22 protein-coding genes are annotated in these 25,746 nt (G+C 71.9%); 10 read left to right on the plus strand and 12 right to left on the minus strand.

What is annotated here, in order from left to right:
- A partial coding sequence (locus tag ACFWZ2_RS39565) for a carboxymuconolactone decarboxylase family protein (protein WP_384554324.1) occupies positions 1-455 on the minus strand: 455 nt, incomplete at its 3' end.
- A 186-nt stretch (positions 456-641) separates the two neighbouring features.
- On the opposite strand from ACFWZ2_RS39565, the gene sigJ reads away from it, so the two are divergent.
- Entirely contained in the window at positions 642-1,577 is a 936-nt protein-coding gene (sigJ, locus tag ACFWZ2_RS39570) for an RNA polymerase sigma factor SigJ (protein WP_384554326.1), read from the plus strand.
- Positions 1,578-1,612: 35 nt separating this feature from the next.
- Here the strand turns inward: sigJ and ACFWZ2_RS39575 are convergent, their stop codons facing one another.
- Positions 1,613-2,539 carry an aminoglycoside phosphotransferase family protein gene (locus ACFWZ2_RS39575; RefSeq protein ID WP_384554328.1) on the minus strand — a complete coding sequence of 309 codons (927 nt, stop codon included), beginning with the start codon at positions 2,537-2,539 and terminating at the stop codon, positions 1,613-1,615.
- A gap of 275 nt (positions 2,540-2,814) precedes the next feature.
- Here ACFWZ2_RS39575 and rox point away from each other — a divergent pair, with 275 nt between their 5' ends.
- The gene (rox, locus tag ACFWZ2_RS39580) at positions 2,815-4,272 is read left to right on the plus strand and encodes a rifampin monooxygenase (protein ID WP_384554330.1); all 1,458 of its coding nucleotides are present in this window, start codon (positions 2,815-2,817) and stop codon (positions 4,270-4,272) included.
- Between the two features lie 3 nt (positions 4,273-4,275).
- Here the strand turns inward: rox and ACFWZ2_RS39585 are convergent, their stop codons facing one another.
- The gene (locus ACFWZ2_RS39585; protein ID WP_384554332.1) at positions 4,276-4,707 is read right to left on the minus strand and encodes a DUF4345 domain-containing protein; all 432 of its coding nucleotides are present in this window, start codon (positions 4,705-4,707) and stop codon (positions 4,276-4,278) included.
- 90 nt (positions 4,708-4,797) lie between these two features.
- On the opposite strand from ACFWZ2_RS39585, the gene ACFWZ2_RS39590 reads away from it, so the two are divergent.
- Both ACFWZ2_RS39590 and ACFWZ2_RS39595 read left to right on the plus strand, forming a co-directional pair.
- Positions 4,798-5,430 carry a TetR/AcrR family transcriptional regulator gene (locus ACFWZ2_RS39590; protein WP_384554334.1) on the plus strand — a complete coding sequence of 211 codons (633 nt, stop codon included), beginning with the start codon at positions 4,798-4,800 and terminating at the stop codon, positions 5,428-5,430.
- Between the two features lie 34 nt (positions 5,431-5,464).
- Positions 5,465-5,881, plus strand: coding sequence for a VOC family protein (locus tag ACFWZ2_RS39595; RefSeq protein WP_384554336.1), 417 nt, complete (start codon positions 5,465-5,467; stop codon positions 5,879-5,881).
- Positions 5,882-6,028: 147 nt separating this feature from the next.
- Here ACFWZ2_RS39595 and ACFWZ2_RS39600 read toward each other — a convergent pair whose 3' ends face one another.
- The 3 genes from ACFWZ2_RS39600 to ACFWZ2_RS39610 all read right to left on the minus strand — a co-directional run bounded on the left by ACFWZ2_RS39600 (position 6,029) and on the right by ACFWZ2_RS39610 (position 11,535).
- Positions 6,029-6,958 carry a phosphotransferase gene (locus ACFWZ2_RS39600; RefSeq protein WP_384554338.1) on the minus strand — a complete coding sequence of 310 codons (930 nt, stop codon included), beginning with the start codon at positions 6,956-6,958 and terminating at the stop codon, positions 6,029-6,031.
- A gap of 174 nt (positions 6,959-7,132) precedes the next feature.
- A complete protein-coding gene (locus ACFWZ2_RS39605) occupies positions 7,133-8,200 on the minus strand; it encodes a MupA/Atu3671 family FMN-dependent luciferase-like monooxygenase (RefSeq protein ID WP_384554340.1) in 1,068 nt (355 codons plus the stop codon).
- 44 nt (positions 8,201-8,244) lie between these two features.
- On the minus strand, positions 8,245-11,535 hold the full coding sequence (locus ACFWZ2_RS39610; protein ID WP_384554342.1) for an amino acid adenylation domain-containing protein: 3,291 nt from the start codon (positions 11,533-11,535) through the stop codon (positions 8,245-8,247).
- Between the two features lie 380 nt (positions 11,536-11,915).
- On the opposite strand from ACFWZ2_RS39610, the gene ACFWZ2_RS39615 reads away from it, so the two are divergent.
- Together ACFWZ2_RS39615 and ACFWZ2_RS39620 are read left to right on the plus strand one after the other, a co-directional pair.
- Positions 11,916-13,172 carry a sensor histidine kinase gene (locus tag ACFWZ2_RS39615; RefSeq protein ID WP_384554344.1) on the plus strand — a complete coding sequence of 419 codons (1,257 nt, stop codon included), beginning with the start codon at positions 11,916-11,918 and terminating at the stop codon, positions 13,170-13,172.
- On the plus strand, positions 13,157-13,804 hold the full coding sequence (locus tag ACFWZ2_RS39620) for a response regulator (RefSeq protein WP_384554345.1): 648 nt from the start codon (positions 13,157-13,159) through the stop codon (positions 13,802-13,804). Before ACFWZ2_RS39615 ends, ACFWZ2_RS39620 begins: the two co-directional genes overlap by 16 nt.
- Positions 13,805-13,895: 91 nt before the next feature.
- Here the strand turns inward: ACFWZ2_RS39620 and katG are convergent, their stop codons facing one another.
- Complete coding sequence (gene katG / locus ACFWZ2_RS39625; protein WP_384554346.1) at positions 13,896-16,112, minus strand: catalase/peroxidase HPI; 2,217 nt, start codon at positions 16,110-16,112, stop codon at positions 13,896-13,898.
- A gap of 402 nt (positions 16,113-16,514) precedes the next feature.
- Between katG and ACFWZ2_RS39630 the strand changes: the two genes are divergently transcribed.
- Both ACFWZ2_RS39630 and ACFWZ2_RS39635 read left to right on the plus strand, forming a co-directional pair.
- Positions 16,515-16,931 carry a Fur family transcriptional regulator gene (locus ACFWZ2_RS39630; protein ID WP_384554348.1) on the plus strand — a complete coding sequence of 139 codons (417 nt, stop codon included), beginning with the start codon at positions 16,515-16,517 and terminating at the stop codon, positions 16,929-16,931.
- Between the two features lie 135 nt (positions 16,932-17,066).
- Positions 17,067-20,456 carry a hypothetical protein gene (locus ACFWZ2_RS39635; protein WP_384554350.1) on the plus strand — a complete coding sequence of 1,130 codons (3,390 nt, stop codon included), beginning with the start codon at positions 17,067-17,069 and terminating at the stop codon, positions 20,454-20,456.
- A gap of 24 nt (positions 20,457-20,480) precedes the next feature.
- Here the strand turns inward: ACFWZ2_RS39635 and ACFWZ2_RS39640 are convergent, their stop codons facing one another.
- Positions 20,481-20,759, minus strand: coding sequence for a hypothetical protein (locus ACFWZ2_RS39640; RefSeq protein ID WP_384554351.1), 279 nt, complete (start codon positions 20,757-20,759; stop codon positions 20,481-20,483).
- 81 nt (positions 20,760-20,840) lie between these two features.
- The gene (locus ACFWZ2_RS39645; RefSeq protein WP_384554353.1) at positions 20,841-21,431 is read right to left on the minus strand and encodes a MarR family winged helix-turn-helix transcriptional regulator; all 591 of its coding nucleotides are present in this window, start codon (positions 21,429-21,431) and stop codon (positions 20,841-20,843) included.
- A 70-nt stretch (positions 21,432-21,501) separates the two neighbouring features.
- Between ACFWZ2_RS39645 and ACFWZ2_RS39650 the strand changes: the two genes are divergently transcribed.
- Positions 21,502-22,221 (plus strand): SDR family NAD(P)-dependent oxidoreductase, encoded by a 720-nt coding sequence (locus ACFWZ2_RS39650; RefSeq protein WP_384554355.1) that lies wholly within the window; start codon positions 21,502-21,504, stop codon positions 22,219-22,221.
- Positions 22,222-22,299: 78 nt separating this feature from the next.
- On the opposite strand, the gene ACFWZ2_RS39655 is transcribed toward ACFWZ2_RS39650, so the two are convergent.
- Both ACFWZ2_RS39655 and ACFWZ2_RS39660 read right to left on the minus strand, forming a co-directional pair.
- On the minus strand, positions 22,300-23,154 hold the full coding sequence (locus ACFWZ2_RS39655; RefSeq protein ID WP_384554356.1) for a carbohydrate-binding protein: 855 nt from the start codon (positions 23,152-23,154) through the stop codon (positions 22,300-22,302).
- 70 nt (positions 23,155-23,224) lie between these two features.
- Positions 23,225-24,211 carry an AraC family transcriptional regulator gene (locus ACFWZ2_RS39660; protein ID WP_384554358.1) on the minus strand — a complete coding sequence of 329 codons (987 nt, stop codon included), beginning with the start codon at positions 24,209-24,211 and terminating at the stop codon, positions 23,225-23,227.
- A gap of 207 nt (positions 24,212-24,418) precedes the next feature.
- Between ACFWZ2_RS39660 and ACFWZ2_RS39665 the strand changes: the two genes are divergently transcribed.
- Positions 24,419-25,120 (plus strand): PhzF family phenazine biosynthesis protein, encoded by a 702-nt coding sequence (locus ACFWZ2_RS39665; RefSeq protein WP_384554359.1) that lies wholly within the window; start codon positions 24,419-24,421, stop codon positions 25,118-25,120.
- Here ACFWZ2_RS39665 and ACFWZ2_RS39670 read toward each other — a convergent pair.
- A complete protein-coding gene (locus ACFWZ2_RS39670; RefSeq protein WP_384554361.1) occupies positions 25,099-25,530 on the minus strand; it encodes an STAS domain-containing protein in 432 nt (143 codons plus the stop codon). The genes ACFWZ2_RS39665 and ACFWZ2_RS39670 overlap by 22 nt on opposite strands.
- Between the last annotated feature and the right edge of the window lie 216 nt (positions 25,531-25,746).

Here is a 25,746-nt window from a genome sequence, read left to right on the forward strand (position 1 = left end):
TGGTAGTCGCCCGCGGGCTGCTGGGTGATGACGTTCAGGCGGTTGAAGGCGTTGAGGACCGCGATGATCGACACCAGGGCGGCGAGCTGGTCCTCGTCGTAGTGCTTGGCGGCGTTGGCCCAGACCTCGTCGCTGACACCACCGGCGGCGTCGGCGATCCGGGTACCCTCCTCCGCCAGTTCAAGGGCCGCCCGCTCCGCGTCGGTGAACACCTTGGCCTCGCGCCAGACCGCCACGAGGTGGAGCCGCTGCTGGCTCTCACCGGCCTGCGTGGCGTCCTTGGTGTGCATGTCGACGCAGTAGCCGCAGCCGTTGATCTGGCTGATGCGGAGTGCCATGAGTTCCGGCGTCGCGGGCGGCAGGGAGGCGTCCGTGATCCCCATTCCCGCCGCGGCGAGATGCTTCACGACCTTCGCCGAGACCGGGTTGGTGTGGAAGTCGATACGGGCTTGCATGAGTGATCTCCTCTTGCTGCGCGGTCGTTCCGCCGCCTGGGCGGAACCCCTGTCACGGGACCGTGTCGTCCCAGCAGTACGACGAGACAGCCGCGCGGAATGTGAGGTGCCGCGCCGACGTCACATTCCGGAGGGCTGTCTCGTCGTACGGGTGACGACCCGTACGGCCGAAGGAGCAGCGACACCATGACGACCCCGTCCGAAGCAGCAGACGGCCTGCTCGACCCGGGCCTGAGCGCGGTGATGAGCGAGCGGCGACAGCTGATCAACGTCGCGTACCGGCTGCTGGGATCGGTGGCCGACGCCGAGGACGTCGTCCAGGAGACGTACGCCCGCTGGTACGCCATGTCGCCGCGGCAGCGGGAGGCCATCGAGTCCCCCGGCGGCTGGCTGACCAAGGTCGCGGGACGTATCTGCCTCGACCAGCTCGGCTCGGCGCGGGCCCGGCGCGAGACCTACGTCGGCGAGTGGCTCCCGGAGCCGGTGCCCGATCACTCGGAGTGGATCGGCGGGCGGCCGACGGGCCGGGCCGCCGACCCGGCCGACCGGGTCACGCTCGACGAGTCGATCAGCATGGCGTTCCTGGTGGTGCTCGAATCGATGACCCCGGCCGAGCGCGTCGCGTTCGTCCTGCACGACGTGTTCCGCTACTCCTTCGCCGAAGTCGCCGACGTCGTCGGCCGGACCCCTGCGGCCTGCCGTCAGCTGGCCTCGTCGGCCCGCCGCCGCCTGCGCGCGTCGCACCCGTCCGGGACACCGGCGGCCCGGCGCGCCGGCATCGTCAGGGACTTCAAGACGGCATGGGAGGCCAAGGACATCGGCGCCCTCATCGGCCTCCTCGACCCCGATGCCACGGCGCTCGCCGACGGCGGCGGACTGGCCGACGCCGCGCCGCACCCCATCGACGGCGGCGAGCAGATCGCGCACTACATGATCGCCGTCACCGGCGCGGTGGCCGAACTGACCATCCTGGAGCGCGTGGTCAACGGTCAGCCCGGTCTGGTGATCCAGCAGGACGGCGTCACCACGGCGGTCATCGCGTTCGGCATCGTCGACGACCGGATCGCGCGCCTGTGGGCCGTACGCAACCCCGAGAAGCTCCGGACGTGGACCACGGAATGAGCTGCTCGCGCGCCCCTCACGCGATCAGCTCCGGGTCAGGACGGACTGGCGTCGCCGAAGCGGTCGTGGTCGGCCAGCACCGTGTCGATGATCCGTCGCTGGACCGCCGCGTCCGCCGGGTCGGTGTCGATGCATCCGGACAGGACGAGCAAGGACTTCCACAGGATCCAGCCCCGGGCCCGCGCCCAGGTCCTCTCGTCCTGGTCGACGGCCCGGCGGAACGCCTCCCTGCTCTCTCCCTCGAACATGCCCCACGTGATCACCAGATCGCAGGCCGGGTCGCCGACGCCGGACGTGCCGAAGTCGATGACGGCGCTCAACTTGCCGCCTTCGACGAGGAGGTTGCCGGAGGCGATGTCGCCGTGGAACCACACGGGCGGCCCGTCCCATGCGGCGGCCAGCGCGGCCTCCCACACGACGGCGGCCCGTTCGGTGTCGACCCTGCCTTCCAGTGCGGCGAGGCAGCGGCGGGTCTCGGCGTCGTAGTGGGCGGGCGAGGCTCCCCGATACCAGCTGTGCGCCCCGGCGACCGGCCCGCCCGCGGTGTCACAGCGCTGCAGGGCGAGCAGGAACTCGGCCACGGAGACGGCGAATTGGGGCATGTCGTCGATGTGTGCCCGGGCGGCCGTCTCCCCCGCGAGCCAGCCGCGCACGGACCACGGAAAGGGGTACCCCTCGCCGGGTTCGCCCTTGGCGAGGACGGGCGGGACGGCGACGGGCAGCGACGGCGCGAGCCGCGGCAGCCAGTCGTTCTCCTTGTCGACCGCGGGAACATAGCCCGCCGCCGTGGGCAGCCGCACCGTCTTGTCGTCGCCGAGGCGATAGGTGCGGTTGTCCCAGCCGTCGACCTCCACCGGGGTCACGGGCAGGTCGCTCCACTGGGGGAACTGCGCGGCGATCAGGCGTCGTACGAGGGCGGCGTCGATTCCGGCGCGGCCGTCGGGGGGTGAAGTCGAAACCATCCCGCGATCGTTGCTTCGCGGCGCGGGAACGGCAACGGATTTTCCTGCCCGTCGGCCCGTCGGCGGCCCTGAAGCGGGCCTGAAGCGGGCCTGAATTGGCCCTGAATTGGCCCTGCGCAAAAGGAAAGGCAAGGAGGTCGACCGCTCCTTGCCACTCTCAATGTATAGCCCATGGGGGGACTTGCGGCAAGGCCCAGGTCATGGCGCACAATCACCGGCCTGAGCCGAATCCGCGGATTCGGCTTCCTGGAAATGGCACTGATTTAGGGGTTGCGTTGATCGACGTCATCATCGCCGGCGGTGGGCCGACCGGCTTGATGCTGGCCTGCGAGTTGCGGCTGCACGGCGTGCGCGTGGTCGTGCTGGAGAAGCTGACCGAGCCGACCGGACAGTCGCGCGGTCAGGGGCTGCACGCGCGCAGCGTCGAGGTGATGGACCAGCGCGGCCTGCTCGACCGGTTCCTCGCGGTCAGCGAGAAGTTCCAGGCCGGTGGTCTCTTCGGCGGTGTGGTGAAGCCGTGGCCCGAGCGGTTGGACACGGCGCACGCGTACGGCGTCGCCGTGCCGCAGCCGGTCACCGAGCGGCTGCTCGACGAGCGTGCGCGCGAACTCGGCACCGACATCCGGCGCGGCTGCGAAGTGGTCGGGGTCACCCAGCACGAAGACGATGCCGCGACCGGGGCCGAAGAGGGGGCCGGGGTGAGTGTCGAGCTGGCGGACGGCACGCGGTTGCGCTCGCGCTATCTCGTCGGGTGCGACGGCGGCCGCAGCGCGGTGCGCAAGCTCATCGGCGTCGGCTTCCCCGGCGAGCCCGCCACGGTCGAGACGCTCATCGGCGAAATGAAGGTGACCGAGGATCCCGCGGTGATCGCCGCGGCCGTCCAGGAGGTCAACAAGACCCAGCTGCGGTTCGCCGTCACCCCGACCGAGGACGGGCTGTTCCGGGTGATCGTGCCCGCCGACGGAGTGGCCGAGGACCGTACGGCCGAGCCCACCCTCGACGACTTCAGGCAGCGGCTGCGGGCCCACGCCGACTCCGACTTCGGCGTGCACGCGCCGCGCTGGCTCTCCCGGTTCGGCAACGCGACGCGGCAGGCCGAGCGCTACCGGGACGGCCGGGTCTTCCTGGTCGGCGACGCGGCGCACATCCACCCGCCGACCGGCGGGCAGGGGCTCAACCTCGGTGTGCAGGACGCGTTCAACCTCGGCTGGAAGCTGGCCGCCGCGGTCAACGGCTGGGCGCCGGACGGCCTCCTCGACAGCTACCACGCCGAACGGCACCCGGTGGGCGCCCGCGTCCTGGAGAACACCCGCGCGCAGATCACGCTGCTCGGGACCGATCCGGGCGCGACCGCGCTGCGGGAGCTGTTCGCGAAGCTGATGGACTTCGAGGAGGTGAACCGGTACGTGACCGGGATGATCACCGCCGTCGACGTCCGCTACGACTTCGGCGCGGGCCATGAACTGCTCGGTCGTCGGATGCGCGACCTGGAGCTGAAGCGGGGCCGCCTCTACGAGTTGCTGCACGAGGGCCGCGGACTGCTTCTCGACCAGACCGGCCGGCTCTCGCCGGAGGGCTGGGCGGACCGCGTCGACCACGTCGTCGACGTCAGCGAGCAACTGGACGCGCCCGCGGTGCTGTTGCGGCCTGACGGCCATGTGGCGTGGGCTGGGGAGGACCAGGAGGGCCTGCTCGGCGCGCTGCAGCAGTGGTTCGGGGCCGCGGCGGGCTGAGCCTCAGGGGGTGGCGTGCGGTGCGGGCTCGCGCTGCGGTGCCGGGGCGCGGGCGGCCCTTTCGTCGGCGTCGGCCAGCCAGAAGTACAGCGGCGGCAGGACGAGTTCGATGACCGCGAGGGGGATCTGGAACCAGTGCGGCCAGCCGTGGACGAGGACGGACAGGAGTCGGCCGACCCCGCCGATCAGCATGATCCCGGCGAGCCCGCGCACCGCCCGCGCCGGGATCGGCGACTGGCGGACCGCCCAGATCCAGGCCAGGCCGTACCCCAGGAAGATCGCGTTGTAGAACCGCTCCCGGCTGTCGACCGTCGCACCGGCCGAGGTCTCGCCCGGAACGGAGGCGATGCCGAGGACGAGGTGGTAGACGCCGATGGCGGCGCAGGCGATGCCCATGGTCCAAGCGAGCCAGTTGAGGAGTTTGAGCCTGGTCACGTCCGGTCACCTCCGTCGCGTTAGTAGACCTGCGTCTACTAACGCGACGGTACGGCCGTAAGTAGACACGGGTCAAGTAACTTGGGGCACATGCCCCCTGCACGCCGCCGCCTCTCCCCCCAATCGCGACAGAGCCAACTGCTCGACATCGGCGCCGAGTTGTTCGCCCTGAAGCCGTACGACGAGGTCCTGATGGAGGAGGTCGCCGAGCGGGCCGGTGTCTCGCGTGCCCTCCTCTACCGGTACTTCCCCGGCAAGCGGGAGCTGTTCGCCGCGATCTACCGGCAGGCCGCCGCCCGACTGCTCGCCGCGACCGAACTCGATCCCTCCCTGCCCCCGTCCCAGTGGCTCAAGGCCGGTCTCGACGCCCACATCGACTACTTCGCGGCCAACCGGCACACGGTCCTCGCGGCGAACCGGGGCCTCGCGGGCGATCAGCTGATCCAGGGCATCATCGACGAGGAACTCGACGAACTGCGCCGCCGCGTCCTGGCGGCCATCGGCCTCGACGCCGACCAACTGCCGGATACCCGGCGCGAGATGGCCTCGGCCACGGTGATGAGCTGGCTGGTGTTCGTGCGCGCGCTGTGCGTCGACTGGCTCACCCATCACCCCCAGCGGTACTCCCGCACCCAGCTGCGCGACATCTCCATCGGCGCCCTGACCGGAGCGCTCGGCCCGGTCACGGGCGACCGTGCGACGGCGCCGCGGGCACCCGACTGATGACAACAGGACGACAAGCGGGCAGGATCGCCGGATGCCCTATCTCGGACTGGTGACCGTGGTCGTGCGCGACTACGACGAGGCCATCGCCTTCTATGTGGACGCCCTCGGGTTCGAACTCCGCGAGGACACCGATCTCGGCGGCGGAAAGCGCTGGGTCGTCGTGGCGCCCCCGGGTTCGAGAGAGGCGGCGGTGCTGCTGGCCCGCGCCGTGACCGACGGTCAGGAGGCCGCCATCGGCGAACAGACCGGCGGCCGGGTCGGCTGGTTCCTGAACACCGAGGCGTTCGAGCGTGACTACGCACGCATGCGGGACGCCGGGGTCGAGTTCGAGCAGGCCCCACGGGACGAGCCCTACGGCACGGTCGCCGTCTTCAGGGATCTGTACGGCAATCGCTGGGACTTGATCCAGCTGCTCGGCGACCGGGCCGACGGGGACGGCGCGGGGTGAGGGGTACGGCAGGTACTGGCGTACGCCTTCGCGCTCCCTCAGGGCCCGGTCGTCGGAGCAGCCGGATCCCCTGGCGTGCCGCCCCGTTGGGAACCCGCTAGGGCCTGTCCGGCGGATCAGGCCGCGCGTCAGGGGTGTGCCGTCGAGCTACTCGCGCAGTCGGGCCGGACGCTCGCTCAGGACCCGGTCGAGCGCCGCCCGTCCCGCCGGGCCCCACGCCGGTTTGCCGCCGGGCAGGCCGCGGTCGCCGTTCTGGCCCATCAGCATCAGGAACAGGCTCTTCAACGCGGCATGGCCGCGGGCGCGCCGGACCGTCGCCTCGTCCACCTCCCCGTACGCGGCGAAGAAGCGTGCGGCCTCGCCCTGCGGCAGCAGCACCCAGGCGGCCGCCAGGTCCAACGCCGGGTCGCCGACGAACATGTCGCCGAAGTCGACGACGCCCGCCAGCGTCCCGTCCACGACGACGACGTTCGCGGGATGCAGGTCGCCGTGCACCCACACCGGCGGGCCCTCCCATGCGGGGGCCGCGACGGCGTCGTCCCAGACGGCCCGGACGTCGGCGGCGTCGGAGCCGATCGCGTCGGCGTCCACGGCGTCGAAGAACTGGTCGAAGAAGTCCGTGCTGTCCTTGGGGTGCGCGCCGCGGCCCGTGTCAGCCGGTGCGTCGGCGGGCGCCGCCACATGCAGCGCCCGGAGGAACGCCGCCAGAGTGTCGGCCGCGTGCTCGCCACGGGTGATCGACCCGTGGTCGAGCGGCAGGCCCGGCACCCACTTCATGACCGTCCACATCTTGGGAAAACGCTCGGAGGGCGCACCGCTGCGCACCGGGACGGGCACGGGCAGCGGCAGGCGCGGGGCGAGCAGCGGCAGCCACCGGCGCTCCTTGAGCTGGTTGTCGGGTTCGGTGTCCATGCGCTGGATCCGTACGGCCAGCTCGTCCCCGAGGCGCCACATCTGGTTGCCCCAGCCGCCCGCCACCTCGCGCAGGGGCAGCTCTGCCAGGTCCGGATGCTGGTCCTGCAGCAGGTCACGGACAAGATCCGCGGTGATCTCGGTGTCGAATTCGGTCTCGGTCATTGGTAGGTGGTGGCGCGGTGCTCCTTGCGGGCCCGTTACCTCCGTCCCCTTTCCATCCGTGCGTACGGTCTTCCCGCACACGACTTGCCGATGGACGAGGCCGCAGGATTCGCTGGACGCTGCGGCCGCGTACTTGCTCCCCCGAGAAGGCTCTTGGCACCCCGCGGAGCAACCCTACTCCTGTGCCGAATGTGACGGAGTTGCCGCCGGTCGCGAGGTCTGCCACGCGTCCTTGAGCGCAGCCAGCCGGTCCAGGCCGGCCAGTACGGCGTCGGCCTCCACGTCCAGGTCAATCATGCATGCCACCTCGTCGACGCCGATCTCCGCGAGCCTGTCCAGCAGCCGCGCGGCAACGTCCGCTTCGCCGAACAGACCGCCGGTCTCGAAGTAGCGGTCGAAGGCCTGCTCGACGACGAACTCCAGGTCTTCCGGGTCGAGTTCTTCCGGATCCACTCCTTGGAGCAGGTCGCCCGGTGCCTGGAGGAGCAGCCCCGCCTTGGTGCGCAGGAACGGGACACGGACGGTGTCACGCACCGCCTCGCGGTCCGGTCCGAGGAAGGTGGGAAGCATGAGCGCCACCCGGGGCGCTCCCGTCCCGGTGTAGGCCTCGCGATAGATGGTGATCTTCTTGGCGAGTTCCTCCAGGTTGTGGCAGAGCAGGTGGGTGAGAACTCCGGCGCCGAGTCGGCCGGTTGCCCGGAAGGTCTCCAGGCTGCCCGCACTCGTGAGCCAGACCGGAACCTCGGGCCGCACCGGGGCCGGGTCGATGCGTTGGGGCGCCGGTTCGGCGGTGCCGTCCGCCAGTTCGAAGGTCTCCTGGCGCCACAACCGCCGCACGGTGTCGATCGTGCGCATGAGCGCTTCCCTGCGCTGGGAATACTCCTCCGGCGCCAGGACGACATCGTTGCTGGGCCAGCCGGGTCCGAAGGACAGCGCCACCCGGCCGTCGGAGAGGTTGTCGACCGCCGCCCATTCCTCCGCGATCCTGATCGGGTCGGGACGCGGGCCGACGACATGCCCCGCCCTGATCTCGACCCGGTCCGTGACGGCCGCGATCGCCGCGCTCGTCAGGGCGGGGTTGGGATGGATCCCGCCGAACGGATGGAAGTGCCGTTCCGGTGTCCATACCGCCGTGAAGCCGTGCCGGTCCGCGAAACGTGCTCCTTCGAGCAGGAGTTGGCGAGGCATGCGCCGGGTTCCGCCGACTCCGTCGTGAGCGAAGTAGAAAAGACTGAAATCCACGATTGTCCTCCAGTGCTAGGTGGCCGGAAAGCGGGACCGGCGACTCACCTGACCGCTTCTCCTCGGCTGCGCCGCCTCGACGCGACATCCCCTTTTCGCACGACGGCACGGGCGAGGCGCTCGACGCTCTGGTGCGCGAAGACGTCTCGTGCCTTCAGCGGAAGCCCGGCCTTGCGAACGGCGCTGACCAGCCGGATCGCGGCGAGGCTGTCCCCGCCGAGGTCGAAGAACCCGACGTCGGCGCCGACGTCGGTGAGGCCGAGCACCTGCGCGAACAACCGGCACAGGAGTTCCTCGGTCCCGGAGGCGGGAGACCGATGGGACGTCGCGTCCCGTGGCTCCGGGGCGGGCAACGCCGCGCGGTCCAGTTTGCCGTTGGGGGTCAGCGGAAGCGCGTCCAGCACCACGATCGATCCGGGCACCATGTAGCCGGGGAGCGTCTCGCCCGCGAAGGCCCGCAGGCCCACGGGATCGAGAGGTGCCGCGGCCGACCCGTCCGGGACGGCGGGAACCACGTAGCCGACCAGCCGCTTGTCTCCCGGACCGTCCTCGCGGACCGCCACGGCGGCCTGCGCGACCCCCTCATGCGTGGCCAGCGTGTGCTCCACCTCGCCGAGTTCGATGCGGAAACCGCGGACCTTCACCTGATGGTCGGCCCGGCCGACGTAGTCGAGGGTGCCGTCGGCCTGCCGGCGCGCCATGTCGCCCGTCCGGTACATCCGCGAGCCCGGCGGGCCGAACGGATCGGCCACGAAGCGTTCAGCGGTCAGTGCGGCACGGTTCAGGTAGCCGCGGGCAAGTCCTGCGCCCGCGAGGTAGAGCTCCCCCACGACGCCGCTCGGCAGCGGCCGCAGACCGGCGTCGAGGACGTATGCCCGTGTGTTCCAGACCGGGCGCCCGATCGTTATGTGGCCGCCTCCAGAGGGGACGGCGGCCGCCGTCGAATAGATCGTGGTCTCAGTGGGGCCGTACAGGTTGGTGACGTCAACTGCCCGCTCCGCCATGGCCCCGGCCAGCGCCGACGGGAGCGCCTCCCCGCCGACGAGCATCCGCAGGCCCGTCACGCCGTCGGGGTCGGCACCCAGCTGGGACTGCCACAGCGACGGCGTGGCCTGCATGACGGTGACCCCCGCGGACTTGACGACGGCGCTGAGGGCGGCCGGATCGTAGACGATGTCCCGGTCCGCGAGGACGATTCCGGCACCGGACACCAGTGGCAGCCACAGTTCGAGGTTGGACATGTCGAAGGCGATCGTGGTGACCGCGAGCCACCGGTCAGCGGGTCCGAGCGGGAACCGCTCCCCCATGGCCCCGAGGAGGTTGCTCAGCGCGCCGTGGGAGATGACGACCCCTTTGGGCCGTCCCGTCGAGCCCGAGGTGTAGATCACGTAGGCGGGTGCCGCTGACGGTACGTGGGGCACCGTGCCGCCATCGGGCTGCTTCCCCTCGCCGGTCCGCTGGTCGGCGGCCACGTCCGCGTCCAGGAGCAGGCACTCCACCGTGCCCTCGGCAAGCCCGGCAGCCGTCGCGGACGTGGCGAGCGCGAGCACGGGGGCGGCGTCGTCCAGGATGAACGCGATGCGGTCCGGCGGGTAGTCCGGGTCGATCGGCAGATACGCACCCCCGGCCTTGAGCACCGCGAGCAACGCGACGACCAGCCCTTCGGACCGGGGCAGGCACACCGCCACCAGCTTCTCCGGGCCGACGCCCCGCGCGACGAGCTGCCGGGCCAGGCCGTCTGCGCGCGCGTCGAGTTCGGCGTAGCTGAGTTCCCGGTCGCGGAAGGCCACCGCGAGGCCGTCAGGCGTCCGTCGCGCCTGGGCCTCGAACTGACGCTGCACGGGAACCAGTTCCGCATCGACATCGGCGCCCTGCCACTCCGTCGCCATGCGCTCGAACTCGGCCGGTTCCAGCAGCGCAGGGCGCCCGATGGGCAGGCCGGGATCCGCGGCGAAAGCGCGCAACAGGCGCACCAGCCGCGCCGCGAACCGCTCGACGCTGTCCCGGTCATAGAGGTCGCCGGCGTATTCGACGACCCCGCCGAGGTCGCCGCCGGGCTCCTCGCGAAAGTCGATCACCATGTCGAAGCGGGCGCCGCCCGTGTGGACGTAGTGCTGGGTGACGTCGATGCCGGGCAGGGCGAACGGCCGTTCCGGGGTGTTCTGCAGTACGAGCATGATCTGGAAGAGCGGGTGCCTGGCCAGGGACCGCGCCGGATTGACGGCGTCCACCACGCGGTCGAACGGCAGATCGGCGTTGGCCTTGGCCGCCAGATCGCTCTTCCGGATCCGGTCGAGCAGTTCGGTGAAGGTCGGGTCGCCCGATGTGTCGGTCCGCAGCACCAGCGTGTTGAGGAAACAGCCGACCATGTCCGCCTGGGCCGCGTCGCCGCGGCCGGACACCTGGCAGCCCAGCGGGATGTCGGTCCCGGCGCCCAGGCGGGTGAGCAGGGCGGTGAGTCCGGCCTGCAGCACCATGAACAGGCTGGTGCCGGTGGTTCGCGCCACTTCCGTCAGCCGGGTACGCAGCGCGGCGTCAAGCCGGATCGGAACGGTCGAGCCGCGCCTGCTCGGCTCGGCCGGGCGGGGCCGATCGGTCGGGAGTGCCAGCTGGTCCGGCAGTCCGGCCAGCTCCCGCCGCCAGAAGGCGAGTTGCGAACCCGCCAGGCTGCCGGGATCCCGTTCGTCGCCCAGCACGCGCTGGTGCCACAGGACATGGTCGGCGAACTGGACGGCCGGCGGCCCGAAGCCGGGCTCTCGCCCTTGGGACCGGGCGGTGTAGGCCTCCGCGAGATCCGCGGCGAGCGGCCCGTACGACCAGCCGTCCATCGCGATGTGATGGATCGTCATCAGCAGCACATGCTCGTCCGGCGAGAGAGCGAACAGACGGCAGCGGATCGGCGGTTCGGCCGTCAGATCGAAGCTGCGCGCCGCCTCGGTCGCCAGCGCTTCATCCAGTCCCTCGGGCGAGATGTCCGTGACCGGCAGGGCGGGTCTGAAGGTGCCGAGGACGACCTGGTGGGCGAGGAAGGATATCCCGGACTCCGTTCCGGGAAAGACGGTGCGCAATACCTCGTGCCGCCTCACCACGTCACCGAGTGCGCTCCGCAGGGCGGCGGTGTCGAGCCGACCGGAAAGGCGCAGCGCCAACGGAATGTTGTTGGCCGCCGATGCGCGTTCCGTGCCTCCTGCGACCGTGTCAAGAATCCATAGTTGCCGTTGGGCGGGAGACAGCGGGATCAGCACGGGGCGGGGCTGCCTGACCAGCGGGGGACGCACCGTCCCCTGCGCGCCGGACGCCGCTGTCAGCTTTTCCGGGGTCGGGTTCTCGGCCATGCTCATCACCTTTCACCTTTCACGTTCTCGGCGATGCTCGCCATGGAGAGCACGACGTCGGCCCATTCCTCCCAAAAACCTTGCAGGCCTTCAATTGCCTCGTCATTTCAGGCAAGTCGATGCGGTGAAATCAGGCCCCTTGGTATCCGAATCAATACTTCTGCTGAGCCTGTCACTTGCCTAGTGGCTCTTCCGCCATGGGGAAATGGCCTCGCTCTCGATCGGCGTCCTGCCGCAACGCCCCCGTGTCGCGGCCCACGCCCTGCTCCGCCTGGGCGCAGGAAGGGGTGGGGCTGGACCCACTTCCGGGCCCGATCGGGGGGATCACGCCTGGTCAGGGTGCACAGTGGGAGCACCGGACGAGGTGAGAAGGAATGACGATGCGACAGTTGGTGACGTGGGCGGCGAGTGCCTGCGTGGGGTTCGTGCGAGCGGGCGCCGTGGTGCTCGTCAGCATGCTGGTCCCGGCCGTGTGGGCCGCGGCCGTGGCGCTGGCGATCTGGTGGGGCCCGGGGAATCCGTGGTCGTGGCTGCCCGCGTTCTTGGTGGTCTGTGTCGGCAGCATCGCCCTGTCACGGCCGGTCTGCCGGATGTTCCGCTTCCTCGTCGGGAAGTGGACGTCCACCGTCGTCGCGCCCGGCTACCGGGAGGCGCCTCCGGTGGTCCGCATGTCCACCGGCTTTTGGTGGAACGGCTTCTCGTACGAGCGCACCAGCAGGGACGCCCGCATGGACCAGCGCTGGCGGCTCCGCTGGAACGACCCCGCCAACTGGCGCGATCTGCGCTTCACGGCGATCGCCCCGTGCACCGCGGGCCTGGTCGCGGCCGTCCCGCTCGCCGGGGTCGCGACGGCGGCCATCGGGCTCGGCGGACAGACGACCGTCGCACGTCTTGTCGGGCTGCTCGGTCTGGTCGTGGGCATCGGCTGCTCCCCGTACGCCTGGCGGATCGCCGAACCGGTGGCTGTCCGCTTTCTGCGCGCGTCGCCCGCGATGGCGCTCGCGGAGCGGGTGGGCGAGCTGACGTCCCAGCGCGCGGACGCGACGATCGCGCAGGCCGCGGAGATCCGTCGTATCGAGCGGGACCTGCACGACGGGGCGCAGGCCAGGCTGGTCGCGCTCGGGCTCTCCCTGGCGACCGCGGAGAAGCTGATGGAGACCGATCCCGAGCAGGCCAGGGCGCTGATGCGGGACGCGCGGGCGGGCGCCGCCACCTCCCTGACCGAACTGCGCGAACTGGTCAAGGGAATCAACCCGCCGGTCCTCAACGACCGGGGACTCGTGGCCGCCGTCCGCGCCTTCGCCCTGGACAGCCCGCTGGAAGTGACGGTCAGCGCCGACGAGTTGCGCCTCGACCCGCCGATCGAGTCCGCCGCGTACTTCGGGATCGCCGAGCTGGTGACCAACGCGGTCAAGCACGCCCATGCGACCCGTGCGCACATCCGCATCGCCGGGGACGGGACCGGCATCGTCGTCGAGGTCGAGGACGACGGCCGTGGCGGGGCCGCCGAGCGCGCCGACGGCGGACTCGCGGGGCTGCGCCGCCGCCTCGCGGTCTTCGACGGCACCCTGGAGATCACCAGTCCGCAGGGCGGCCCCACTCATGTGAGGATGTCGGTGCCATGCGAATCGTTGTAGCCGAAGATCTCTACCTCCTGCGGGACGGGATGGTCCGCCTGATCGAGGCGTACGGGCACCAGGTGGTGGCGACCGCGACCACCGGGCCCGAGACGCTCGAGGCGCTCCTCGCCCACCGCCCGGATGTCGCCGTGATCGATGTCCGGATGCCGCCCTCCCAGTCCGACGAGGGCCTGCGCGCGGCTCTTGCCGCCCGCGCGCGACAGCCGGGCCTGCCGGTCCTGATCCTGTCCCAGTACGTCGAACAGCTCTATGCCCGCGAGCTGTTGGCCGACGGGTCCGGGGCCGTCGGCTATCTCCTCAAGGAGAGCGTGTTCGAGGCCGACCAGTTCATCGACGCCCTGGAACGCGTCGCGGCGGGCGGCACCGCCATGGACCCGGCCGTCATCGCCAAACTGCTGTCCAACGGATCGTCGAACCGTCGCCTCGAACGGCTCACCGAGCGCGAGCACTCGGTCCTGGGCCTGATGGCCGAGGGCCTGTCCAACCAGGCCATCGCCAAGCGGCTCTTCCTCAGCGACAGCGCCATCAGCAAGTACACGACGTCCCTGTTCGGCAAGCTCGGCATCACCGACGACGACAGCAACAACCGCCGCGTCCTCGCCGTCCTCGCCTACCTGAACGAGCCCTGAGCCGCGGGCCGGGCACACAACGGAACTGCCGCACGCCCGATGGCGTGCGGCAGTTCACCTTCGACGGTCTCGCGCCGGACGTGCCAGGACGTCAGACGAGGTCGAACCGGTCGAGGTTCATGACCTTGTGCCACGCCGCGACGAAGTCCTTCACGAACTTCTCCTTGGCGTCGTCGCTCGCGTAGACCTCGGCGAGCGCGCGCAGCTCGGAGTTCGAGCCGAACACCAGGTCGGCGCGGGTGCCGGTCCACTTGACCGCGCCGCTGGCGTCGCGGCCCTCGAACTCGTCCTGCGCCTCGGACGTCGACTTCCACTGCGTGCCCATGTCGAGCAGGTTCACGAAGAAGTCGTTGGTCAGCGTGCCGGGCCTGTCGGTGAACACGCCGTGCTTCGCACCCTGGTGGTTGGCGCCGAGGACGCGCAGGCCGCCGACGAGGACGGTCAGCTCGGGGGCGCTCAGGTTGAGCAGGTTCGCCTTGTCGATCAGCAGGTACTCGGCGGGGAGGCGGTTGCCCTTGCCGAGGTAGTTGCGGAACCCGTCGGCGGTCGGCTCGAGCGCGGCGAACGACTCCACGTCGGTCTGCTCCTGCGCCGCGTCCACCCGGCCCGGCGTGAAGGGCACCTCGACGTCCGTACCGGCGTCCTTGGCGGCCTTCTCGACGGCCGCGGAGCCCGCGAGCACGATCAGGTCGGCCAGCGAAACCTGCTTGCCGCCCTGGGAGTTGAAGGACTCCTGGACGCCTTCGAGGGTACGCAGGACCTGGGCGAGCTCGTCCGGGTTGTTGACCTCCCAGCCGCGCTGCGGCTCCAGCCGGATCCGGGCACCGTTGGCGCCACCGCGCTTGTCGCTGCCGCGGAAGGAGGACGCCGCGGCCCACGCGACGGACACGAGCTGCGCGACCGTGAGGCCCGAGCCGAGGACCTTCTCCTTGAGCGCGGCGACGTCCGCGGCGTCGATGACCTCACCGGTGCGCTGCGGCAGCGGGTCCTGCCACAGCAGCTCCTCGGAGGGGACCTCCGGGCCGAGGTAGCGGACGACCGGGCCCATGTCGCGGTGCGTCAGCTTGTACCAGGCGCGGGCGAAGGCGTCGGCGAACTGGTCCGGGTTCTCGTAGAAGCGGCGCGAGATCTGCTCGTAGACCGGGTCGAAGCGCAGCGACAGGTCGGTGGTGAGCATCTGCGGGCGGTGCTTCTTCGAGGAGTCGAAGGCGTCCGGGATGATCTCCGGGGCGTCCTTCGCGACCCACTGGTGGGCGCCGGCCGGACTCTGCGTGAGCTCGTAGTCGTACTCGAAGAGGTTCTTGAAGAACCCGTTGCCCCACTGGGTCGGCGTGGTGGTCCAGGTGACCTCGAGGCCACTGGTGATGGCGTCCTTGCCGACGCCGGTGCCGTGCGTGCTCTTCCAGCCGAGGCCCTGCTGCTCGATCGGGGCGGCCTCGGGGTCGTTGCCGACGGCGTCGGCGGGGCCCGCGCCGTGGGTCTTGCCGAAGGTGTGACCGCCCGCGATCAGGGCGACGGTCTCCTCGTCGTTCATCGCCATGCGGCGGAACGTCTCACGGATGTCGCGGGCCGCGGCGATCGGGTCCGGGTTGCCGTTCGGGCCCTCGGGGTTGACGTAGATGAGGCCCATCTGGACGGCGCCGAGCGGGTTCTCCAGCTCACGGTCGCCGGTGTAGCGCTCGTCGCCGAGCCAGGTGGTCTCGGGGCCCCAGTACACGTCCTCGTCGGGCTCCCACACGTCGGCGCGGCCGCCGGCGAAGCCGAAGGTCTCGAAGCCCATGGTCTCCAGGGCGACGTTGCCGGTGAGGATGAGGAGGTCGGCCCACGACAGGTTCTTGCCGTACTTCTTCTTGACCGGCCACAGCAGACGGCGGGCCTTGTCGAGGCTGGCGTTGTCCGGCCAGCTGTTGAGGGGCGCGAAGCGCTGCTGGCCCGCCCCCGCGCCGCCGCGGCCGTCGCTGATGCGGTAGGTGCCCGCGCTGTGCCACGCCATCCGGATCATGAGGGGGCCGTAGTGGCCGAAGTCGGCGGGCCACCAGTCCTGCGAGGTGGTCAGGACCTCGGCGATGTCCCGTTTCACGGCCGGCAGGTCGAGGGTCTTGAACGCCTCGGCGTAGTCGAACTCCTCACCGAGCGGGTTGGCCACCGCGGGGTTCTTGGCGAGGATCTTCAAGTTGAGCCGCTCCGGCCACCACTGGCGGTTTCCGCCGCCCTGCGTCGGGTGCGGTGCGCGGCCGTGCGCGACCGGGCAGCCGGTTGCCTCCTCCGGCTCGGGGTCGGTGACGATCGCGTCATGGTTCTCAGTCATGGGAATCCTTCCGGACGGGGCGGATCACGATGCTCAGGAACTGCGGTGCGGTTGACTCACTCGGGGTACGGACCCCGTGGAAGGCCTCGGCCTCACCGGCCGGGAATGCACGGCCGGTGGACGCGGTAGGGCAGGGGGCGTAGGCGGGCCTGCGGCCGGTGTCCGTGACGACGGCGCACAACCGACGTCCGACGGCTCGCCGTCCTGACGGAACGCGAGCGGGACACCGGATGCCGCGGCGAGCGCACCCGCCTCCTGAAGTCACGCGTTTTCCCCTGCTGTTGCCCTGACCCTTGGCTGTTGGCCGGAACCGATCCTACGATGGACCAAGTCCAAGTCAATACGCCAGACAGGGCCGTACGGATTCATTCGTCGGACGATGCACAGTAAGGCTGGTGCGCAATGAGTGACCTGCTCGAACGGCTCCGCGGGCGCGGCTGGCGGTTGACCGCTCAGCGCCGGGTGGTCGCCGAGGTGCTCGACGGCGAACACGTCCATCTCACCGCCGACGAGGTGCTGGCACGCGCCACGGTCAAGCTGCCGGAGATCTCGCGGGCCACCGTCTACAACACCCTCGGCGAACTCGTCTCGCTCGGCGAGGTGATCGAGGTCCCCACCAACGGCCGCGCCATGCGCTACGACCCGAACGCCCACCACCCCCACCAGCATCTGACGTGCTCGGGCTGCGGCGCCATCCGGGACGTCCACCCCGTCGGCGACCCGCTGGACCACCTGCCCGACACCGAGCGGTTCGGCTTCAGCGTCTCGGAAGCCGAGGTCACCTACTGGGGCGTGTGCCCCGAGTGCGCCCTCGCCTGAACTCGCCTGAACTCGTCCGTACTCGTCTGAACTCGTCTGAACCCGGCCGGACTCGGAGCACCCGCACCGCCCCGCCCTGCCCCGTCCCGCACAAATTCGTTCGCACAAATCGATCACGCCGGACACAATCGCCGCATGTCGACCACCGCGGAGAACCTGCTCCGAGCACTTGAGCCGCTGCCGTTCCCCGCCCGCCTCACCCTCACCGCACGCACCGCGCACCGGCTCGCGGGCGAAGGACAGCTCACCGCGCTGCTCACCGACTGGGACGCGCGCGGCCCCCATGAGCGCCGACTCGCCGCACTCGCCGCCCTCGTGGGGCGGGACACCGCGTTCCTCGCCGGGCGGCTCGCCGATCCCGACCCGGTCGTCGCCGGGTACGCGCTGCGTGCCGCCCGGGAACTGCCCGTCCCCGACGACGCGGTCGAGGCGGCGTACACCGACGCACCGGCCGCCCGGCGCCACCGCCTCGCCCGTCTGCTCGCCTCCGGCGACCGGCCCACCCTCGCCGAGCGGATGGTGGTGCGGCTGCGCGCGGAATGGGGTGACGCCGAGGCCGCGCGGCTGCTCCCCGGCTGCTCCGCCCCCTTCGTGGCACACCATCTGCCCGCGCTCGCACACGCCGTGAACGGCTGGACGCGGCTCGCCCGCCGCCACCCCGACGCGGTGCTCGACCACGCCGAGACGGCACTCGCCGACCGCTCGGGCGGGGAGCAGCGCCAGGACTGGTGGCTCCTGCACGCCACGACGGTCGCGGCGCTCGCGCCCGCGCGCCCCGAGCGTGTCCTCGGTCTGCTGGAGCGGAGCGGACCCGGCCATCTGCCGCCCGCGCTGACCCGGGCACTCGGTCCGCTGGTCAGCGCGGACGCCGAGCGCGTCATCGGCTGGATCACCGCGAGCGGCCGGAAGGAACAGCGTTGCGAGCCGGTGCCGCCGCCGGGAGTCCTGCGCAGGCTGGTGGCGGCCGCGCCCGCTTCGCTGACCGCGCTCGGCCGCCACTGGCTGCGCCGCGACGCCCACTTCCACGCGTTGATGAAAGCCATGGCCCCCGGTCTGCGCCCGGCGTTCCTCGACGCGGTAACCGCTGACGGCACGCGTTCCGAGCCCGCCCTTCAGGTGCTCGACCTGCTGCCCCGCGAGCGCCGCTGGGCGGAGGTGCGGCGGGCCGCGGCCGAGTTCTCCGATGAACCCTGGGACTGGTCGGACAACTTGGACACCCTGGCGCACGGCCCGTTCGACGAGGCGCGTCCCGCGCTCCTGGCCGCGGTGCGCCGCTCGGACGCCGACGACCGGGCCGTCGCCTGGCCGCTGCTCGTGGCGGGCGCCGCGCGCGACGGCGGGCGCCCGGCGATGACCGAACTCCTGGCCCTGATGGGCGGACTGCGCAACGAGCAGGAACCGGTGCGGGGTGCGGCACTCACCGCGCTCGCCGCGGTGCACCCCCGGCTGTTCCGCGCCGATGACGCCGACGCGCTCGACCGGATCGCCGTCGACGCCCTGGAGGCACGGGACAGTTCCGCGCACGGCAGGACGGCGGTGCGCACCCTCGCCGAGCGCGTCCTGGTCGAGCACGCCACGGACGGCGAACCGGCCCTTCGGGACTGGGCGTTGCGTGCCCTGGAGCGGATCGTGGGCCGGGTGGGCGTGCCCGACTTCGGCCCGCTGCACCTCGTCCTGCGCCGGGGCCAGGAACGCCAGGTCCTCGCGGCGCTGCGCCCCTGGCTCGACGCCGCGGCGGGGCGGTCCGACTTCCGGCTGCTGCTCGGCCTCGCCGACGCGCTGGGGCCTCGGGCCCAGCTCCTGCCTGCACTGCAGGAGATGCTGGCCACCGCGCTGGAACGGGGCGACGACGAGACGTTCGAGGCGGCCGCGCAGCTGTGGCTCGCGGCTCCTGCCACCCGCGACGAACGCGTCGCCGGGCTCGTCGCGCGCGAGCCGTCGGCGATCGTCCTCGCGCCCGTCCGGCGCGTGGTGGCCCGGCGCCGCACGGATCTGCTGGACGTGCTGCTCGCGGACACCCCGCCGTACGGCCGCTTCCTGGTGCCCGGCGCCGTGCGCCCGCTGCCCGATCTCGGTGAGAGCGACCGCTGGCTGCCCCGCCAGCAGCGGGCCGCGGCGCGGCTCGCCGGGCAGGCGGCCGCGGACGTTTCCCTTCCGCTCGATGAGCGGGCGGCCGCGATCCGGGCCGCGGCACCGGTCCCCCGGTCGGGCCGTGAGCTGGCGATGCGGCACAAGGACGACACCGAGGTGGTGGTGGCCGAGGCCGCACTCGCCGCGCTGCCCTGGACCGACCGGCCGCAGGAGGCGCTGCCGGTGCTCCTGGAGCAGGCGGGCGGTGACCGTGCGCGGGTCGCCGTGTACGCGGCGGCACGCGCCGCGCGGTTCACCGCCCCAGCCGAACTCGCCGTGCTGCTGGGCTCGTTGCTGACCGGCGAGCGGGCCGCGAAGGTGACGTCCCGCAAGGAGGCCGTGCGGCTCACGGCCCGTTTCCTGCCGCCCCGGCAGGCGGTGACCCTGCTGGCGCACGCCTTCCGGGCCCCCGCGTCCCACCCGGACGTGCGGGCCACCGTCGTCCGCGCGCTTCCGCCGCTGCTCGACGTGCCCGAGGCCTGGCCGCTGCTCGATGCCGCCGCGAGCGGCGACGACGGGCCCGTGCTCGGTGCGCTTCTGGAGGTCACCCCCTGGGAGCTGGCCGACGCGCACCGCCGCCGGTACGCCGCGGTGATCGGTGCGGCGTACGACGCGTGCCTGGCGTCGGCCGACGGTTCGGGCTACCGCCTGATGCGGGCCATGGGCGTCTGGTCGCGCTACGCCCCCGAACTGGCCGACCGCCTGGCCCGGACGGTCTGCGATCTCAGCGCCCGTACGCACTGGCAGTACGCGGCATGGGCCCTGCGCGACCTGGCCGTCTCCGGGCTCCCGCACCCGGTGGGCGGCGCGGCACCCGGCAGCGCGCTGCACGGCGCGGTGGCGGCGCTCCTGACGGCCGCGCACGAGCCGGACGGCGGGTGCGACGCCGGTGCGGACCGGGACCTGCCCGCGCTTCAGCGGCTGCGGTCCCTGATGTCGCTCGGCTCCGACGGCGACGAACCGCACGCGGTCCTTGAGGCGCTCGCCGCGCAGCTGGCCCCGGAACCGCTCCTGACGCCCGAACGCGCCGAGCTGCTCCGCAGGTTGATCGACCGCGACGCGGAACCCGACGCGCTCCTTCGGCGCCTGCGGGACCTGGCCGACGCCCTGGAGGGCTCCGGCACGACCGTCGCCGTACGGATCGCCGGTGGCCTGCAGACCTCGTGGTCGTACGGCTCGCTGCCCCGGCACACCGAGACGCTGCTGGCCACCGCCGAGCGGCTGCTCCGGGACGGCGGCACCGTCACCGGCCTGCTCGCGGCCGGTCTGGTCACCGGCACGGGCAACAGCCTCGGCTGGCCCGAGGAATGGCGGGCGCTCCTTCGTCTGCTGCGCAGGCACCCGGACCCGGACGTACGGCATCAGGGCCACGCGACCGTGACGGAGTCCGAATGACCCGGCCGCCCCGTCGGTGAGCCGTCACCCGGAGGACTCCTCCGGCTGCGGCCCGCCCGCGCCCGAGGCGTCGGGATGCGGGGTGCCGCGCCGCCCCGTGCCGCCTTCGTCCGTGTCGGGCACGTCGTCGTCGGAGTCCGGGGCGTTGCCGGTGGCGGCCGTTTCCTCGTCCACGTCCCAGGGATCCGGCCCGTCCGACGCCTGTTGATCCGGCAGGTCTCTGGGGAGCGGTGCACCGTCCCGGCCGGGGGACGGGGGGTTGCGCTCGTCCATGGCCTTCGTGTCCTGGGTACTCTCGTCCATGGGGCGCAGGTACCCGACCCCGACTCCACGACACTCCCCCGCGCCGAAGGCCCCTTCGCGAAAGCTCCTTGGTGAAGGCCGTCAGATCTGGCCGACCTGGGAGATCGTGTGGTCGCCGACGCGGGACTGGACGCCGTGCAGCAGGGTGCCGAGCAGGTCCGCGAGCTGGGTCCGCTGCTCGGGGGTGAGCGCGTCGACCAGGTCGGCGTCCCGGTGGAGCACGTGGTCGACGGTCACCTCGACGAGCTGGTGACCGGCTTCGGTGAGGGTGACGAGGACGGTGCGCGTGCGGCCCGGTGCGGGGTGGCGCGTGACCAGGCCCTCGCGTTCGGCGCGGGTGATCCGCTGGGAGACGGCGCCCGCCGTGACCAGTGAACGCCGGGCGAGTTCCCGGGTGTTGAGGGTGTACGGAGGGCCGCTGCGGCGCAGCGTGCTCAGCAGGTCGAGGGTGGCGGTGTCGACTCCGGCGCGGTTCAGGACGCGGCGCCGGTCGTCGCCGAAGAGCTTGGCCAGCTGCCAGATCGGGGTGACGATCGTGATGGAGTCGACGGGGGTGCCGGGGCGCTCGCGCTGCCAGGCGTCGGCGATGTCCTGGGCGGCGGGAGGGCCCCCTCCCTCATCGGCCCCCGCTTCGGCGGCGGTGCGCTGTTCGTCCTGTGGATCTCTTGGCACGGAGGGGCTCCCGGGTGTTACGTTTAGCTCTAAATTTAGGTCTATACGACTGCGATACGGAGCTCAGCATATGGCACGCAACATCCTTGTCACCGGGGGCGGAACGGGCATCGGACGAGCCGTCGCACTCCACTTCGCCGCACAGGGCGAGCAGGTGGTGATCACCGGCCGCAGGCCGGGCCCGCTCGAGGAACCGGCACGGCGGAGCGGCGTCCGCGCCCTCGTCTGCGACCACACGGACCCGGACGCACTGACCCGGCTCCTCGGTGAACTCCCCGAGCGGATCGACGTGCTGGTCAACAACGCGGGCGGGAACATCATGTTCGACGCCGACGGCAGGACCGACCTGGCCGCCTACGCACGGGACTTCCGCGCCAACCTCGACGCCAATCTGGTCACTGCCGCACTCACCACGAAGGCCCTCGACGAGCGGCTCGTCGAGGGCGGTGCCGTCATGCACATCGGGTCGATCGCCGCCGACCAGGGAGCGGGTTCGTACGGCGCGTCCAAGGCCGGACTCGCCACCTGGAACATCAGCCTCGCGCACGAGCTGGGCGCGCGCGGCATCACCGCCAATGTCGTCGCGCCCGGCTATATCGCCGACACCGACTTCTTCCGTGACCAGCTCGCGGACGAACGGCGCGCGCAACTGATCGCCAACACCGCGACGGGCCGCCCCGGTTCACCCGAGGACATCGTCGGCGCGGTCGCCTTCCTCGCCTCCCCGGCGGCCCGCCACATCACCGGCCAGGTCCTGCACGTCAACGGGGGTGCGCACACCACCCGTTGAGACGCGCGGCGCAGACCGGGTCGGCCACAGGGACGGCGTGGCCGACTCGGTCTGCAACGGGGCCGACGACGGCGTCCGTCACAGGGCGCGCCACAGGGCGGGCGCGGAGGGCGGTTCCCAGCCGCGCTGGGCTGTGTGCGCCTGGAGGCACTCGTACGTGCGGTCGCCGTGGGTGACGCGGTCGCCGCTGCGGTAGGCGGTGCCGACGGACCACGTTCCGCCGGTGGGCGACGGGGTCGGCGACGGCGACTGGCCCTCGATGTTCAGGACGAAGTCGAAGTCGGCCTGCTTCGCGTTCCCCACGTCCCGTACGTTCATGAGCAGACGGGGGTCGAAGATCGGGTCGGTGTTGTTGCGGGGTTCGCCGGGGAAGTACAGCTGGGTCGTCAGAATGGGATGGCCGGGCGCCTGGACCTTGACGTGCAGGTGGCGGGTGCGGCCCGGGTAGAGGCCGGGGAAGATCGTCGTGAGGGTGAACGCGCCGCCCGCAGTGGTGAATTGGTGTCCGCGCAGCCGGAACCCGGTGTTGTCGTAGGCGCCGTTGGTGTCGGCCTGCCAGAAGTCGAGCAGCACGCGCGAGACCGGCTGGCAGGTGCGGGTGAAGACATAGCCGGTCAGGGTGAGGCGGATTCCGGTGGTGCCGGGCTCCAGGAGCGAGGCGCGCTCCGGGGAGTTGGGCTTGAAGTACGGACCCTCCATCTGCGGGGGTGTCGGGTCGTCGCCGTCGTCGCAGGACGGGGTCGCGTCCAGCACCTTGCCCTGGCCGTCCGCGGTGCGGGCCAGGGCCGGGATGCCCATGAGGGCCACCGGCACGGCCATGCCCACGGCGGCCGCGGCTCTCAGGACCGTCTTGCGGCTGGGGCCGCCGGGCGTATCGGTGCCGTCGGGCGTGCGGGGGCCGTCGGGCGTACGAGGGTCGGGCTCGCTGTCCATCGCTCCTCCTTCGCGCAAGGGGCCCCACCCGGGCCTGTTGGGGCGGGTGGGGACCGGATCGGCTATGAAGCTAGGCGGAGGACTGCGGGCGGGCGATGGACTCAAGACGGTGGTCGTGGTGAATATCGCCGCCGCCGCGCCGGAAGTCGCCCGGACTCGTGCCGGTCTCGCGCCGGAAGAACCGGCAGAAGTACGCCGGGTCGCCGACCCCGACCCGTTCCGCGATCTGGCGCACCGACAACTCCGTGCGCAGCAGCAGCCGCTGGGCCTCACGGACCCGCGCCTGCCGGATCAGCTCACCGGGCGTACGGCCGGTGAACTCCTTGACCGCCTCGCTGAGATAGCTGACCGACACCCCAAGGCGCCGCGCGCCCTCCCGCACCGAGTGCGGGCAGGTGTCGGGGGCGCCGAGCAGCGTCATGAAGTCCGTGGCCACCAGTCCGGAGCGGGAGGAACCCGCGCCGTACATCCGCTCGATCCCGGCGGGTTCCGGCCGGGGCCGCGCGGCCGGTGCCGCGGCGAGGCGGACCGCACGCACCACGAGGATGTGCAGCAGGGAGCGCAGCACGCTCGCGAACCCCTCGGCCCCCGCCCGGTATTCGGCGTCCAGCTCGTCGATGAGGTGCGCGATCGGGTCCGCGGCCTGCGGGGGCAGTTCGAGCCAGGGACGGCGGCCGAGCGCCCGCAGGACGGACTGGTCGCCGGGGTGGTCGAGCAGGAACTCATCCGTGAACAGGACCACCCGGCCCTCCAGGCCGGTGACCGCGTCCCAGTGGTGGACCTGCCCGGGTGCCAGGACGCAGAGGTTCGGCGGCCGCAGCGCGAACCGGGACAGGTCGACCACGTGATGGCCGCTGCCGCCGGTCACGTGCACGATCTCGTGGAAGGTGTGCCGGTGCGGGAACGTCGCACGGGACATCGCGCCGATGGTGTCGAACGTGCCGATGGCGAACGGCAGCGCATTCGGCATCGGCACCTCGAGACGGTGCATCGGCATGCCCTTGCCGTCCGGCCCTCCATTGCGCCCGTGGCCGGGCAAGACCGTCGTACCGCGCATCCGCACCCACCCTCCTCTGGACTGCTCTCCCCCACCTGTCACACTTCCCCGCCGCGGGGGCCGGAGAAAGCGGGGAGCCGTAGTCGGCCGAGACTCGCGGCTCAGCCCACCGCGTCGCCGGGCGACACCCGGTGCGTCTCCAGCTCCGGGTGCGCGAGGACGGATCGCGGTCGACCGGCAGGTGGTTGTCCATGGTTGGATCTTGACATGACCGATACCAATGTCGAGATTGTTCGCGTGTTCGTGGGGGCCGACGGGTCCGGCGGCAGCCCGCTGGGCGTGGTGGTCGACGGCGCCGCCGCACCCGGCGTCCCGGTGCGTCAGGAGATCGCACGCCAACTGGGCTTCAGCGAGACCGTGTTCGTGGACGACACCGCGCGCGGAACGGTGGACATCTACACGCCGAGCGCCCGACTGCCGTTCGCCGGCTATCCGTTGATCGGTGCCGCGTGGGTGCTGCGGGAGCGCGGCGTGCCCGTCGACGTCCTGCGGCCCCCGGCCGGTGACGCGGCGACGTGGGTCGAGGGCGGGTTCACCTGGATCCGCGGGCGCGCGGAGTGGGTGTCGGGCAAGCGCACCCAGCAGTTCGCCTCCGCCGCGGAGGTGGACGCCCTGCCCGCGCCGCCCCCGGGTGAGGGCTGGCTGTACGCGTGGGCGTGGCAGGACGAGGCCGCGGGCACGGTTCGCGCGCGCGGATTCCCCCGGCGCGGCGACGCCATCACCGAGGACGAGGCGACCGGCGCCGCCGCGATGCTCCTGGCGGACGAGCTGGGCCGCGATCTGCGCATCCGGCAGGGTGTCGCGTCCGAGATCGTGGCGCGTGTCTCCGGCGAGGGGTGGACGGAGGTCGGCGGGCGCGTCGCGGCGGCCGAGGTCCGCCCGCTGCCTCAGGTGACCGGCGTGTCCTGACCCGTGATGAGCCGGCCCATGCCGAGGCAGTGCAGCGTCGCGGCGGACCGGGGGCAGGCTCCTCGTACGACCAGGGATCCCCCGACGTCCTTGAGCGCCCTCAGCGTGCCGAAGAAGACGCCCGCGCCGTCCCGTGCGAGATAGGTGACCTCGGACAGGTCCACGATCAGATGGCGGCAGCCGTCCTGGACCAGACGGCGCAGCTGCGCCGCGAGCGAGTCGGCCTCGCGTGCGGTGATCTCGCCCCGCAGGGTCACGCGGACCAGGCATCCGGCGACGAGGACCCGCGCGATGCCCGCGCGCCGCAGGTGTCGCGCGCCGCCGGTGCCGATGCCGCCGCCGGGCAGCCGGGACGCCCTGCGGGCGCGCCGCACGGTCGCGGCAGGGGGAATGTGAGCGGAGACGTGCACGGGAGCAGACCTTCCGGCGGCGGGGCCGCCTGTCGGCAAGGTCCGGGAATCCGGGCCGGGAGGAACTTCCTCCACATGTCTATACCATGTCCGGTTCCGCGCCGCGAAGGGCCCGCATGTAGGCGGCCGGTCACCAGGCGTGGCCGGTGAGTTGCATCGCCGCAGGTGGGGGCGGATCCCGGGGCGTGCCACCGGATGGTGCCGGGCGGCGAAAAT

This window comes from Streptomyces sp. NPDC059002, from assembly GCF_042740435.1.
Lineage (GTDB): Bacteria > Actinomycetota > Actinomycetes > Streptomycetales > Streptomycetaceae > Streptomyces.

Bases quoted from the DNA above. Each gene is read 5' to 3' on its own strand.
- ACFWZ2_RS39650 (WP_384554355.1), top strand. From the start codon at position 21,502: ATGGCACGCAACATCCTTGTCACCGGGGGCGGAACGGGCATCGGACGA.
- ACFWZ2_RS39635 (WP_384554350.1), top strand. From the start codon at position 17,067: ATGTCGACCACCGCGGAGAACCTGCTCCGAGCACTTGAGCCGCTGCCG.
- ACFWZ2_RS39575 (WP_384554328.1), bottom strand. From the start codon at position 2,539: ATGGTTTCGACTTCACCCCCCGACGGCCGCGCCGGAATCGACGCCGCC.
- ACFWZ2_RS39610 (WP_384554342.1), bottom strand. From the start codon at position 11,535: ATGGCCGAGAACCCGACCCCGGAAAAGCTGACAGCGGCGTCCGGCGCG.
- ACFWZ2_RS39590 (WP_384554334.1), top strand. From the start codon at position 4,798: ATGCCCCCTGCACGCCGCCGCCTCTCCCCCCAATCGCGACAGAGCCAA.
- ACFWZ2_RS39655 (WP_384554356.1), bottom strand. From the start codon at position 23,154: ATGGACAGCGAGCCCGACCCTCGTACGCCCGACGGCCCCCGCACGCCC.
- ACFWZ2_RS39660 (WP_384554358.1), bottom strand. From the start codon at position 24,211: ATGCGCGGTACGACGGTCTTGCCCGGCCACGGGCGCAATGGAGGGCCG.
- ACFWZ2_RS39665 (WP_384554359.1), top strand. From the start codon at position 24,419: ATGACCGATACCAATGTCGAGATTGTTCGCGTGTTCGTGGGGGCCGAC.
- sigJ (WP_384554326.1), top strand. From the start codon at position 642: ATGACGACCCCGTCCGAAGCAGCAGACGGCCTGCTCGACCCGGGCCTG.
- ACFWZ2_RS39595 (WP_384554336.1), top strand. From the start codon at position 5,465: ATGCCCTATCTCGGACTGGTGACCGTGGTCGTGCGCGACTACGACGAG.
- ACFWZ2_RS39630 (WP_384554348.1), top strand. From the start codon at position 16,515: ATGAGTGACCTGCTCGAACGGCTCCGCGGGCGCGGCTGGCGGTTGACC.
- ACFWZ2_RS39600 (WP_384554338.1), bottom strand. From the start codon at position 6,958: ATGACCGAGACCGAATTCGACACCGAGATCACCGCGGATCTTGTCCGT.
- ACFWZ2_RS39640 (WP_384554351.1), bottom strand. From the start codon at position 20,759: ATGGACGAGAGTACCCAGGACACGAAGGCCATGGACGAGCGCAACCCC.
- ACFWZ2_RS39615 (WP_384554344.1), top strand. From the start codon at position 11,916: ATGCGACAGTTGGTGACGTGGGCGGCGAGTGCCTGCGTGGGGTTCGTG.
- ACFWZ2_RS39620 (WP_384554345.1), top strand. From the start codon at position 13,157: ATGCGAATCGTTGTAGCCGAAGATCTCTACCTCCTGCGGGACGGGATG.
- katG (WP_384554346.1), bottom strand. From the start codon at position 16,112: ATGACTGAGAACCATGACGCGATCGTCACCGACCCCGAGCCGGAGGAG.